This is a genomic window from Sphingomonas sp. Marseille-Q8236 (assembly GCF_965112005.1).
The window spans coordinates 488,253-500,458 of record NZ_CBCOPO010000001.1 but is presented as its reverse complement, the minus strand read 5'-3'; the positions used below and the strand labels follow the sequence as shown (position 1 = coordinate 500,458).

10 protein-coding genes are annotated in these 12,206 nt (G+C 67.0%); 8 read left to right on the top strand and 2 right to left on the bottom strand.

Translation table 11 applies throughout. The annotated features are described in order from the left end of the window. The first annotated feature begins 14 nt into the window (after positions 1-14). Positions 15-698, top strand: a complete 684-nt coding sequence (locus ACWPWT_RS02360; protein WP_454278396.1) for a Fe2+-dependent dioxygenase — start codon at positions 15-17, stop codon at positions 696-698. Positions 699-711: 13 nt separating this feature from the next. Here the strand turns inward: ACWPWT_RS02360 and ACWPWT_RS02355 are convergent, their stop codons facing one another. Continuing rightward, positions 712-2,820 carry a TonB-dependent siderophore receptor gene (locus tag ACWPWT_RS02355; RefSeq protein WP_454278395.1) on the bottom strand — a complete coding sequence of 703 codons (2,109 nt, stop codon included), beginning with the start codon at positions 2,818-2,820 and terminating at the stop codon, positions 712-714. Positions 2,821-2,955: 135 nt separating this feature from the next. Here ACWPWT_RS02355 and ACWPWT_RS02350 point away from each other — a divergent pair, with 135 nt between their 5' ends. The 7 genes from ACWPWT_RS02350 (at position 2,956) to rarD (ending at position 11,196) form a co-directional block, all read left to right on the top strand. Further along, a complete protein-coding gene (locus tag ACWPWT_RS02350) occupies positions 2,956-3,861 on the top strand; it encodes an endonuclease/exonuclease/phosphatase family protein (RefSeq protein ID WP_454278394.1) in 906 nt (301 codons plus the stop codon). 92 nt (positions 3,862-3,953) lie between these two features. Next, a complete protein-coding gene (locus tag ACWPWT_RS02345) occupies positions 3,954-5,933 on the top strand; it encodes a sialate O-acetylesterase (RefSeq protein ID WP_454278393.1) in 1,980 nt (659 codons plus the stop codon). A gap of 158 nt (positions 5,934-6,091) precedes the next feature. After that, entirely contained in the window at positions 6,092-7,387 is a 1,296-nt protein-coding gene (locus tag ACWPWT_RS02340; RefSeq protein WP_454278392.1) for a thiamine pyrophosphate-dependent enzyme, read from the top strand. 178 nt (positions 7,388-7,565) lie between these two features. Continuing rightward, positions 7,566-8,573 (top strand): alpha-ketoacid dehydrogenase subunit beta, encoded by a 1,008-nt coding sequence (locus ACWPWT_RS02335; RefSeq protein ID WP_454279873.1) that lies wholly within the window; start codon positions 7,566-7,568, stop codon positions 8,571-8,573. A gap of 1 nt (position 8,574) precedes the next feature. Beyond that, a complete protein-coding gene (locus tag ACWPWT_RS02330) occupies positions 8,575-9,888 on the top strand; it encodes a dihydrolipoamide acetyltransferase family protein (protein WP_454278391.1) in 1,314 nt (437 codons plus the stop codon). A gap of 139 nt (positions 9,889-10,027) precedes the next feature. After that, entirely contained in the window at positions 10,028-10,258 is a 231-nt protein-coding gene (locus ACWPWT_RS02325; protein ID WP_454278390.1) for a hypothetical protein, read from the top strand. A gap of 44 nt (positions 10,259-10,302) precedes the next feature. Then, complete coding sequence (rarD, locus tag ACWPWT_RS02320) at positions 10,303-11,196, top strand: EamA family transporter RarD (RefSeq protein ID WP_454278389.1); 894 nt, start codon at positions 10,303-10,305, stop codon at positions 11,194-11,196. 120 nt (positions 11,197-11,316) lie between these two features. On the opposite strand, the gene ACWPWT_RS02315 is transcribed toward rarD, so the two are convergent. After that, the gene (locus ACWPWT_RS02315; RefSeq protein WP_261271020.1) at positions 11,317-12,096 is read right to left on the bottom strand and encodes an SDR family NAD(P)-dependent oxidoreductase; all 780 of its coding nucleotides are present in this window, start codon (positions 12,094-12,096) and stop codon (positions 11,317-11,319) included. Positions 12,097-12,206: the final 110 nt, after the last annotated feature.

The window sequence follows — 12,206 nt, the reverse complement described above, 5'->3', positions numbered from 1 at the left end:
GCTAGGCTGACCCCATGCTGATCGTCCTTCCCGACATCCTCGATCCGGCGGGAGTCGCCGGGCTCCGCGCCGTCATCGACGCGGGCCCCTGGGCGGACGGCAATGCGACCTCCGGCCCGCAGGCGGCGCTGGCCAAGCGCAACGACCAGTTGCCGGAGGATTCGGGGGCCGCGATCGAGGCGGGACGGATAGTCCTGGACGCGCTGGGGCGTTCGCCGCTGTTCGTGGCGGCCGCCTTGCCGCTCAAGGTCTATCCGCCGCTGTTCAACCGCTATGCCGGGGGGCAGGCCTTCGACACCCATGTCGACAATGCCGTCCGGCTGAAGCGGGGTAGCGACTTTCGGATTCGTTCGGACCTGTCCCTGACCCTCTTCCTGGAAGATCCCGACGCCTATGATGGCGGCGAGCTGGTGGTCGAGGATCTGTATGGCGAGCAGCGGGTCAAGCTGTCGGCGGGTAGCGCGGTGCTCTACCCGGCCTCCAGCCTCCACCGGGTCGAGCCGGTGACGCGCGGCACGCGGGTGGCATCCTTCCTATGGATTCAGTCGATGGTCCGCGACGATGGTGAGCGGCGCATCCTGTTCGACCTCGACCGCGCAATCCAGCGGGTCGGGGTCGAGAAGGGGCAGGGCGATCGTTCGGTGGTCGAATTGACCGGCGTCTATCACAATCTGCTACGCCGCTGGGCCGACGCCTGACGGCCCGACGGCGTCAGAACCGCCCGCGCAGCGTCACCCGGACATTGCGGGGCGCACCCGGCATCGTCCACACATCGGCATAGCTGCTGCTGATATAATAGGTGTCGAACAGGTTCTCGAGGTCGAGCCGCACGTCGAAGCGCGGGTTGACCGCCCAGGTCGCATCGGCCCGCACGATCGTATAGCCGGGCAGGCGATAACCGCTGGCGAAGGGATCGCCGTTGCGAGCGCCGACATGGGTGACGCCGCCGCCGACCGTCACCGCACCCACCCGCTGATGCAGGTCGAGCGCGGCGAGATGCTTCGGGACATTGGACAGCGTCGTGCCGATCAGCGCGGCATTCTTGTCGTTGCGCACCGTGGCATCGGTATAGGTATAGGTCGCCGTGCCGGTCAGCCCGCCGGCCAGCCGCAGATCGGCCACCGTCTCGACCCCGCGCGACCGCTGGCGGCCGATCTGGGTCTTGGTGAAGACGTCGGTGGCATGGGGGTTCAGCACGTTGCGCTTGGTCATGGTGAACAGCGCGGTCTGGCCGGTCAGCGCGCCGCCGAACAGGGCATATTTCGCGCCGACCTCGGTCGAATTGCTGCGCTCGGCGTCGAAGCTGCTGATCCCGTCCGACGGGTTGAGGCGCAGCGACTGGCCCCAGCTGGTGAACAGCGAGAATTGCGGGCTGGCCGCCCAGGTCAGCGCGGCGCGCGGAGTGATGCCGCGATCGACCGTGTCGAGCCGCAAATCGCCGCGCAGATAGTTGGTCATCGTCTCGCGAAAACTGTTCCACCGCGCGCCGACCAACACGGTGAACGCGCCGAAGCGGATCAGGTCCTGCGCATAGACGCTCTCGCTGCGAAACGAGGAGTAGCGGTGCGCGAAGGGGGCGGGCACGGGCAGCGGCTGGCCATAGACGGGAGCGAAGGCGTCGATGGTCAGGATCGGCGCGCCGGGGCGTCCGCGGGCCTGGTCCATGCGGAAGTCCATGCCGTGCCGCACCCGGTCCACGCCGAAGCGCAGATCGTGCGCCATGCCCAGCCAGTCGAGCTTGGCGGTCAGCTCGGCGCGCGCGGTCAGGTCTTGCCAGCGGAAGTCATGGAACCGGCGCGAGCGACCGATGGTCCGCCCATTCGCCTGAACCCCGCGCCCGCCAAAATCCGGCTGGGTTGCGAAACCGGTCAGGAAACCGTCACGGCTGGACAGCCCGGCCTCCAGCGAGACCCGGTCGGACAGTGCGGCGAAGACGCTGCCCTGCTGCCACAACATGCGCTGCGTCATCCGGCCATCGGCGGGCTCGCCCAGGAAGGTGGTGCGGTCCATTGCTCGCGCATCGCCCTTGATCGCCGCCACGCCGCGGTCGATCGGCGCGCGGTTTCGCATGAATTCGGCCTGATAGAGAAAACGCAGGCTCTCGGTCGGCATGAACGACAGCGACGGCGCGAGCAGCAGCCGGTCGGTATGGACAAAGTTGCGGAAGCTGTCGCCTTCCTCCGATACGCCGATCAGCCGGGCGGACAGGGTGTCGCTGATGGGCCCGCTGATGTCGCCGGTCGCGCGCACGCGGTTCCAGCTGCCATAGCTGAGCGAGGTTTCGCCTTGGAGAGTGGTGGTCGGGGTCTTGGTGACGATGTTGAGCGATCCGCCCGGTTCCCCCAAACCCGACAGCGCGGCGGCGGCGCCCTTCAGAAACTCGAACCGCTCGACCGTGGCGACATCCACCGGCGCGTTGAAGCCGAGATTGCTGTTGAAGCGATTGATGAGGATATCGGGGCCGCTATTCTCGTTCCCGGCAAAGCCACGGATCGAATATTTGTCCCACAGCCCGCCAAAGTCGTTCTGCCGCGCGACCCCGCCCGCCAGATCGATCGTGTCGTCCAGTCGGGTCGCCCCCACCCGATCGATCAGCGACCGGTCGATGACTCGCAGCGATTGCGGATAGCGGGCAGGGGGCGTGTCGGTGCCCGTGATGCTGGCATTGGCGTCGCGCAGGCCGATGACGACCACGTCGCCCCGATCCTCGACCCGCTCATCCCTATCGGCCTGGCCGATACCATTTACGGCTTGCGCATGCGCCGCCTGTGCAAGCGTCGCCCCGGCCAGCAGCATGGCGCGCCAAATCGCCTTCGACATGTTCAACAACCCCCCGAATCAATCGATTTCGGCGGCGCATTATCGATAGTGATAATAACTCGCAATCGTAAAATAGGCCGATTGGAATTGCTTGTCATGTCATGCCTCTGCCATGTGACACTGCCAGGGGCGGCCATGGCCATTTCCGATGCGGGCGGCCCCATTTGCGTAAGGATGGCGATCATGAAGGCGTGGCAGTGTGTACGAAATGGCATGGCGCTGGCGGCGGCGCTCCTCGCGCCGGTGGCGGCCGGAGCCCAATCGCTCAAGGTCATGACGTTCAACGTCCGCTATGCCTCGGACGAAGGGGAGCAGCGTTGGGCGGTGCGGCGGCCTGTCATGGTCGAACTGCTCCGTCGCGCCGCGCCCGACGTGATCGGGACGCAGGAACTGCTTCAGCGGCAGGGCGACGACATCGTGCGGGCGCTTCCCGGCTATCGCTGGTTCGGGCGCGACCGGCGCGGGGGGCATGATAATGAGCATATGGGGATCCTCTATCGGGCCGACCGTCTGACCCTGATCCGGCATGGCGATTTCTGGCTGTCCGACACGCCAGACATAGTGGGCAGTCAGAGCTGGGGTACCGACCTGCCACGCATGGCGAATTGGGCGGTGTTCGAGACCAAGGGCGCGGAGCGACGCCAGTTCCTGTTCCTCGACACCCATTTGCCGCATCGCGACGAGGATGCGGAGGCGCGCGACCGCGCCGCCAGGCTGATCCTGTCGCGTCTGCCCGCGCTGGCACGGGATATGCCGATCATCGTGGCGGGCGACATGAATGCGCGTCCCGACAGCGCGGCCTATCGGACGCTGGCCGCCGCCCTGACCGATGCCTGGACCAGCGCGGCCAAGCGGGAAGGGCCGGACAAGACCTTCCACGACTTTACCGGCACGGCGGACCGGCGGATCGATTATCTCTTCGTGCGCGGCTTCCGGGCGGAGGCGATCGCCGTCGATCGCTGGCATCGCGGCACGACCTATCCCTCCGACCATTTTCCCGTCCGTGCGACCCTGTCCTTCGCAGATCCCGGCGGCCGATAACGTCTTTGCGATAGCGTTATCATTTCCGCGATCCTATGATCGGCAAACAGCCGATGGCCGCGAACGGGTGGCCTGACGGACATAGGAGAGGGATGAGGATGCGAAAGGGGCAACGGCGTTCGGGTTCAGAGCGTTACGCGATTCTGGCGCTGGCATGGGGCGCGGCGGCGGCATGGCCCGTCATGGCCGAAGCCCGGCCCCGCATCCTGACCCCGATGAGCGCGCACGCCGTCCTGCAACGCGGGGCTCCGATCATTGTCGAGGGCATGGGCGATGCGGGCGAACGGGTGACGGTGACACTGGGCGACCAGAGCGCCGATGCCACCGCCGACCGTCAGGGCCGTTGGCGCGCGACCCTGCCCGCCATGGCGGCGATGGCCACCCCGCTGACCCTGACCGCGACCGGCAAGGACGGTGCCGTCGACACGATGGACGATCTGCTGATCGGCGATGTCTGGCTGTGTTCGGGCCAGTCCAACATGGAATATCCCACCAAGCAGGCGCTGAATGGTGAGGGGCTGGTCGCCATGTCGGCCAATGATCGCATCCGCCTGCTCGATATAGCGCATCATGTCGGATTGTCCGCCGACGAGATGTTGGAGAAACGCCCCGTCTGGGCGGCGGCGAGCCCGGCCAGCGTCGCCAATTTTTCGGCCGCCTGCTATCTGATGGTCAAGGACATGGCCGCCAAGTCCAACGTGCCGATAGGCGCGATCGATTCGAGTTGGGGCGGCACCAAGATTCTTCCCTGGGTCGCGGGCAGCGATGCGCGCAAGCTGCCCGGCCTGGCCGCCGATGCCGATCTGCTGGCGCTCTATGCCCGCGATCATGCGGCGGGGCTGCGCAGCTTCGGGGATCGCTGGGGCGAATGGTGGCGCAAGGCAAGCGGGACCAGGCGCGGACAGGAGCCGTGGAACGCACCCGATCGCCTGACCTGGGCTCCCGTTCCCAAGTTCAGCCCCTGGGAGGAATGGGGCGTGCCCGCCCTCGCCGATTATAACGGGCTGGTCTGGTTCCGGCAGGGCTTCGAGCTTCCCACCGCTCCGAGCGGCGACGGGGTGATCGAGCTGGCGGGGATCGACGAACTCGACACGGTATGGGTCAACGGCGTGGTGGTCGGCGCGACCTTCGGCTGGGGCGACTGGCGGCGCTACACCGTGCCGCGCGCCGCGTTGAAGAAGGGGCATAACGAAATCGTCGTCGGACTGGGTGACACCTATGGTCCGGGCGGCATGTTCGGCCCGGGCGACAAAATCCAATTCACTCCCGCCGGGGGGCAGCCCATCCCGCTGGGGTCGGGATGGCGCTATTCCATCTACAAGGCGAACGACCAGAGCTATCCGCGCAGCCCTTGGGAAAGCCATGCGGGGCTGGGGACGCTGTACAACGGCATGATCGCGCCGCTGGGGCCGATCGGGTTGAAGGGCGTCGCCTGGTATCAGGGAGAATCGGATGTCGGTCTCGCCAGCTATGGCGACCGGCTGGCCGCGCTGATGACCGGATGGCGGCGGCAGTTCGGCAATCCCAACCTGCCCTTCCTGATCGTCCAGCTCGCCAATTTCGGTGCGCCGCCGATCAGGATCGAGGATAGCGGCTGGGCGGCGTTGCGCGAGGCGCAGCGGCTGGCGGTGCTGCGCGATCCCCAGGCGGCGCTCGCCACGACGGTGGACATCGGCGTGCGGAACGACATCCACCCGGCCGACAAGAACGAATTGGCCAAGCGGTTGGTCTTTGCGCAAGCGCATCTGGAGGCGGGCGACCGCGCCAATGCGTCCGGCCCGATGATCGCCTCGGCGACGCGAGGCCAGGGCGAGGTGGTGCTGCGCTTCACCGGGGTTCAGGGGGCGCTCCATGCCTGGAGTGCGGCGGCGCCGATCGGGTTCGAGCTGTGTGACGCCACGGCCTGCCGCTACGCCAATGCCCTGGTGAACGGGGCCGAGGTGCGGCTGGCCGATGCCAAGCCAAGCGATGTGCGGGTGCGCTATGCCTGGGCTGATGCGCCGGTGGTCAATCTTTATGACGAAGCACCGCATCCGGTGGTTCCGTTCGAGGCGGCGATCGCGGGGAACTGACCTACTCTTCCTCTCCTTCCGGGGGAGGACGCGAAAAACGCCATCACGCGACGCGATCCATCGGACGAAGCGCTCCAAAAGGCGCTTGAAATAAAATTCCATCGGGTTGAAAGATAGCAACGACCCGGTGGAATCGGGCGAAGCGTTGAGGAGAGAGCATGGCCGTGCCGCCGGAAGCCATTTCGCGCGCCAATCTGGCCCCGTTGCAACTGCATGTGCCCGAGCCGAAATTCCGGCCGGGCGATGCCGTCGACTTCGCCGGTGTCGAGGTTCCCCCCGCCGGAGCGCAACGCCGCCCGGACACCGCCGCGCCTGCCGACAGCTTCCACGAACTGGCCTATACGCTGGTCCGCGTGCTGGATGACGAGGGCCGCGCAGTCGGCCCCTGGGACCCCAAACTCTCACCAGAGCGCCTTCGCCGGATGCTGCGCCACATGGTGCTGCTCCGCGCGTTCGACGAGCGCATGTTCCGCGCGCAGCGTCAGGGCAAGACCAGCTTCTACATGAAGGCGCTGGGCGAGGAGGCGGTCGCGGTAGCCGCCGCCCATGCGCTCGATTATGAGGATATGTGCTTCCCCTCCTATCGCCAGCAGGGGCTGTTGATTGCGCGCGACTGGCCGCTGGTCGACATGATGAACCAGATCTATTCCAACAGCGCGGATCGGCTGGGCGGCAAGCAGCTGCCCATCATGTATTCGGCCAAGGAAGCGGGTTTCTTCTCGATCTCGGGCAATCTGACGACGCAGTACCCGCAGGCGGTGGGTTGGGCGATGGCCTCGGCCGCCAAGGGCGATACCCGAATCGCCGCCGTATGGTGCGGCGAGGGCTCGACGGCGGAGGGCGACTTCCACTCGGCCTGCACCTTCGCCGCCGTATACCGCGCGCCGGTCGTGATGAACGTGGTCAACAACCAATGGGCGATCTCCAGCTTTTCCGGGTTCGCGGGGGCGGAGGCGACGACCTTTGCGGCGCGGGCGATCGGCTATGGCATTGCGGGCCTCCGGGTCGACGGCAACGACGCTCTGGCGGTCTATGCCGCCACCCAATGGGCCGCCGAGCGCGCACGGACCAACCAGGGCGCGACGCTGATCGAGCATTTCACCTATCGCACTGAGGGCCATTCGACCTCGGACGATCCTACCCAATATCGCTCGGCGGGTGAGCCGACCGCCTGGCCGCTGGGCGATCCGATCCGGCGGCTGAAGGACCATTTGATCGCGTTGGGCGAGTGGGACGAGGAACGTCACGCGATCCAGGACCGCGAAGTCGCCGAGGAAGTCCGCGCCGCGCAAAAGGCGGCCGAGGCGAACGGCATTCTCGGCCACGGCCTGCACCAACCGCTCGACAGCCTGTTCGACGGCGTGTTCGAGGAAATGCCCTGGCATTTGCGCGAGCAGCGCCAGCAGATGCTCGACGAGGAACAGGCAAGCGGGCGGCCATGGGCGCGCAAGTGACCCCCTTGCGGCACCACCCCGGCGAAGGCCGGGGTACAGACGCCACGTCCCCGCGACCGCAGGGCATCGCGCGCCTCCACTCGTCTTGTAACTGGATCCCGGCCTTCGCCGGGGTGGAAGATAATCGATGAGCGATCTTATCACCGAAACTGCCCCCGAAGCGGGCGAAACCACCCGCATGAACATGATCCAGGCGATCAACTCCGCCATGGACGTGGTCATGGCGCGCGATCCGGATGTGGTCGTGATGGGCGAGGACGTCGGCTATTTCGGCGGCGTCTTCCGCGCGACGGCGGGCCTTCAGAAGAAATATGGCAAGACCCGCGTGTTCGACACGCCGATCACCGAATGCGGCATCATCGGTGTCGCGGTCGGCATGGGTGCCTATGGCCTGCGTCCGGTGCCGGAGATTCAGTTCGCCGATTACATCTACCCCGCGCTCGACCAGCTGGTCAGCGAGGCGGCGCGGCTGCGCTATCGCTCGGCGGGCGAGTTCACCGCGCCGATCACGGTGCGCTCGCCGTTCGGCGGTGGCATTTTCGGCGGCCAGACGCACAGCCAGTCGCCCGAGGGCATCTTCACCCATGTCTCGGGCATCAAGACGGTGATCCCGGCGACGCCGTACGATGCCAAGGGCCTGCTGATCGCCGCGATCGAGGACAATGACCCCGTCCTCTTCTTCGAGCCCAAGCGCATCTATAACGGCCCGTTCAACGGCCATTGGGGTCGCCCGGCCGAGAACTGGTCCAAGCATCCCGGAGGCGAAGTCCCGACCGGCTATTACCGCATCCCGCTGGGCAAGGCGGCGACGGTGCGCGCGGGCGAGGCGGTGACGATCCTCTGCTATGGCACGATGGTCCATGTTTGCGCCGCCGTGGTCGCGGAGATGGGCGTCGATGCCGAGATCCTCGACCTGCGCACGCTGATCCCGCTCGACATCGAGGCGATCGAGGAGTCGGTGAAGAAGACCGGCCGCTGCATGATCGTGCATGAGGCGACGCGGACGGCGGGCTTCGGCGCGGAATTGTCGGCGCTGGTGCAGGAACGCTGCTTCTACCACCTCGAAGCGCCGATCGCGCGCGTGACCGGCTTCGACACGCCTTATCCCCACAGCCTGGAATGGGCCTATTTCCCCGGCCCGGTCCGTATCGGCCAGGCGCTCAAGACCCTGTTGAAGGACGCCTGACATGGCTCGTTTCACCTTCCGTCTGCCCGATATCGGCGAAGGCATCTCCGAGGCCGAGATCGTCGCCTGGCACGTCAAGCTCGGTGATCGGGTGGAGGAGGATCAGTCGGTCGCCGACATGATGACCGACAAGGCGACGGTCGAGATGGAATCGCCGGTGTCCGGCACGGTGGTCGAGCTGGCGGGTGAGGTCGGCGACCAAGTGCCGATCGGATCGGCGCTGATGGTGATCGAGACCGATGCGGTCGAGGAGGCTGCCTCGCCCGCGACGGAAGAGGCGGTGCTCGAAGCCGAGAACCCCGGCGTCGAAGAAGCGCAATCTCTTTCTCCCCTCCGGGGAGAGGGTCGGGGTGAGGGGATGCCGCAAGCTGAAACCTCCGACGAATCGCCTGCCGCTGCCCCTCACCCCGGCCCTCTCACCGGAGGGGAGAGGGAGCAGGAGAAGAAGGTCTTGGCGTCTCCGGCCGTCCGGGCGCGGGCGCAGGACTTGGGCGTCGATCTGGGCAGCGTGAAGCCCGCCGAGGGCGACCGCGTCCGTCATTCGGACCTCGACGCCTTCCTGCGCTACGGTTCGGGGCAGGGCTACACCCCCGCCCGCACCCCCCGCGCCGACGAGCAGGTCCGCGTCATCGGCATGCGCCGCCGCATCGCGGAGAACATGGCGGCGTCCAAGCGCGCCATCCCGCACTTCACCTATGTCGAGGAAATCGACGTCACCGCACTGGAGGACACGCGCGCGCAGTTGAACGCAGGCCGGGGCAATCGGCCCAAGCTGACGCTGCTTCCCCTGTTGATCGTCGCGATCTGCAAGACGTTGCCCGACTTCCCGATGCTCAACGCGCGCTATGACGACGAGGCGGGCGTCGTGACCCGCTCGGGCGCGGTGCATATGGGCATGGCGACCCAGACCCCGGCCGGGCTGATGGTCCCCGTCATCCGCAATGCCGAGAACCGCAATGTCTGGCAGCTCGCGACCGAGATAGGCCGTCTGGCCGACGCCGCCCGCGCGGGCAGCATTGCCAGCACCGACATGGGCGGCGGCACCATCACGCTGACCTCGCTGGGACCGCTCGGCGGGATCGCGACGACGCCGGTCATCAACCGGCCCGAGGTGGCGATCATCGGCCCCAACCGGATCGTCGAGCGGCCCGTCTTCCGCTCCGACGGACGCGGGGGCGAGACGATCGCACGGGCCAAGCTGATGAACCTGTCGATCAGTTGCGACCACCGCGTCGTCGATGGCTATGACGCGGCAAGCTATGTCCAGGCGCTGAAGCGGTTGCTGGAGACGCCGGTGATGCTGTTCGCGGATTGAGGACGTTTCCCTTGGCCTTCGACTACGCTCAGGCTGAACGGGGTCGGGAGTCACCATTCCGTTCGCGCTGCGCGAAGTCGAAGCGCACGCGTGAACCTATCCGCCGAGAGCGCGTCTTTCCCCAGAGCAGGAGGATGCCATGCGCGGAATGACGGCGGGATCGCTGGAAATGACGTCGGACGCTACGGTGCGCGGAATGGTCGGCGGGGACGTCGTCGTCGCGCCCGGCGTCCATGCGACTATCAAGGGCATGGTCGCGGGCGACATCATCGTCGAGCGTGGCGCATCGGTGCGGATCACAGGCATGGTGTCGGGCCGGGTCGTCAATCGGGGCGGTGCGGTCGAGGTGAGGGGCATGGTCGCCGGGTAACGCCCGGCTTGCCATCCGCGTCCCGAGCGTCGACAGAGTGCGGCATGACGACCGACCGCACCGCGCGCACCGGCCTGTTGCTCGGCATCGGGGCCTATGTCTCCTGGGGTATCTTGCCCCTGTATCTCAAGCTCTTGAAGGGCGTGCCCGCACTTCAGGTGCTGGCCCATCGGATATTGTGGTCGCTGTTGCTGCTGGCCGTGGTCGTGCTGATCGCCCGGCGAGGGCCCGCGATTCGGGCGGCGGCGCGGGGGCGGACCCTGCTGCTGCTGTGCGCGAGTGCCGCGCTGATCGCGGTCAACTGGCTGATCTATATCTGGTCGGTGCAGCATGATCATGTGCTGGAGGCCAGTCTCGGTTACTTCATCAACCCGCTGATCAATGTCGCGCTGGGTGTCGCGCTGCTCGGCGAGCGGATTCGGCGGGGACAGGCGGTCGCGGTCGGGATCGCCGCGCTCGGCGTCGCGATACTGGCGGTCAGCGGGGGCGGCGCGATCTGGATCTCGCTGGCGCTGGCGCTGTCGTTCGGCTTTTACGGTTTCGTTCGCAAGATCGCCGCGATCGATGCATTGGGCGGGCTGACGGTCGAAACCGCGCTGCTCGCCGGGCCCGCATTGGCGGTGCTGGTCCATGCGAGCGCCAGCGGTACGGCCGCCTTCGGAACGGACCGGCATCTCGACCTGCTGCTGATCCTGGCGGGGGCGGTGACGGCGGTGCCCCTGCTGATGTTCGCGGCGGCGGCGCGGCGGATGCGCTATGCGACGCTGGGGCTGCTGCAATATCTCGCGCCGACGCTGCAATTCGCGCAGGCCGTGCTGCTGTTCGGCGAGCCGCTCAGGCCCGTCCATATCGTCACTTTCGCGCTGATCTGGACCGGGTGTGTGCTCTACGCTGTCGATAGCGTGCGAGGGAGTCGAACGCCGGCGACGGCCGAATAGGTTCGGACCCAGCCACAGGCTGCCAATCTCGACAATCAAGCGGTTTTGTACGCCGATTTGCGAGGAGCGGTCTGAGCGCGGTGCGTCCATACGGCTCCGCGCTTCCGCGCGAACAAAAACCTATCGCCGCCCGCTCTGCAATTTCGCGACCGCCCGCCGAAGAACGCCGCGCGGCGCCACCCGCGTGCTGGCGGCGGTCAGGCGGTTGAGCAGGCCGGATACCATCACCGCTTGCCCTCGCTCCAATGCCGCCAGGCCGTCGCGCACCACCTGTTGGGAGTCCGATGCGAAGCGGGTGAAGAGCGGCGTCTCCCCCATCCCCGCGACATCGGCGAATTCGGTCCTGGTCGGCCCCGGGCACAGCGCGGTGACGGTCACGCCGCGCCCTTTCACCTCTTCGTGTAGTGCTTCGGAGAAATGCAGCACGAACGCCTTGCTGGCATAATAGACCGCCATATACGGCCCCGGCTGAAAGGCGGCGGTCGAGGCCACGTTCAGCACCGCGCCGCGTCCGCGCGCCAGCATCGGCGGCAGCAGCGCATGGGTCAGCGTCACCAGCGCCCGGACGTTCAGGTCGATCATCCCGGTCTGCGTCGCCAGATCGCCATCGGCAAAGTCGCCCAATGCGCCATAGCCCGCATTGTTGATGAGCGTGTCGATATGCAGGCCGCGATCGGCCACCGCGTGGAGCAGCGTCGCGACCCCCTCGGCATGGCCCAGATCGGCGGAGATGACTTGCACCTCCACCCCCGGCCGCTGCGCCAATTCGTCGGCCAGCGCGGTCAGCCGCTCGGTCCGTCGGGCGGTCAGGACCAACGTCACAGGCTTCTTCGCCAGCGCCCGTGCGAAGTCCGCGCCCAGACCGGCGGAGGCTCCGGTGATCAGGATGGTGTCGGTCATGGCCGCGCTCCCAACAGGGGCGGCGGCTCATCGTTCAGCCGGCCGCCGGTAAAACCTGCCCGTTGCAATCCCCGCCGGAGGTGCGGGTTCCGCCGCATCGTCCTCCAGAC

Excerpts from the sequence above, each read along its gene's own strand:
- ACWPWT_RS02360 (WP_454278396.1), top strand. The coding sequence starts at position 15 with ATGCTGATCGTCCTTCCCGACATCCTCGATCCGGCGGGAGTCGCCGGG.
- ACWPWT_RS02355 (WP_454278395.1), bottom strand. The coding sequence starts at position 2,820 with ATGTCGAAGGCGATTTGGCGCGCCATGCTGCTGGCCGGGGCGACGCTT.
- ACWPWT_RS02350 (WP_454278394.1), top strand. The coding sequence starts at position 2,956 with ATGGCCATTTCCGATGCGGGCGGCCCCATTTGCGTAAGGATGGCGATC.
- ACWPWT_RS02345 (WP_454278393.1), top strand. The coding sequence starts at position 3,954 with ATGAGGATGCGAAAGGGGCAACGGCGTTCGGGTTCAGAGCGTTACGCG.
- ACWPWT_RS02340 (WP_454278392.1), top strand. The coding sequence starts at position 6,092 with ATGGCCGTGCCGCCGGAAGCCATTTCGCGCGCCAATCTGGCCCCGTTG.
- ACWPWT_RS02335 (WP_454279873.1), top strand. The coding sequence starts at position 7,566 with ATGAACATGATCCAGGCGATCAACTCCGCCATGGACGTGGTCATGGCG.
- ACWPWT_RS02330 (WP_454278391.1), top strand. The coding sequence starts at position 8,575 with ATGGCTCGTTTCACCTTCCGTCTGCCCGATATCGGCGAAGGCATCTCC.
- ACWPWT_RS02325 (WP_454278390.1), top strand. The coding sequence starts at position 10,028 with ATGCGCGGAATGACGGCGGGATCGCTGGAAATGACGTCGGACGCTACG.
- rarD (WP_454278389.1), top strand. The coding sequence starts at position 10,303 with ATGACGACCGACCGCACCGCGCGCACCGGCCTGTTGCTCGGCATCGGG.
- ACWPWT_RS02315 (WP_261271020.1), bottom strand. The coding sequence starts at position 12,096 with ATGACCGACACCATCCTGATCACCGGAGCCTCCGCCGGTCTGGGCGCG.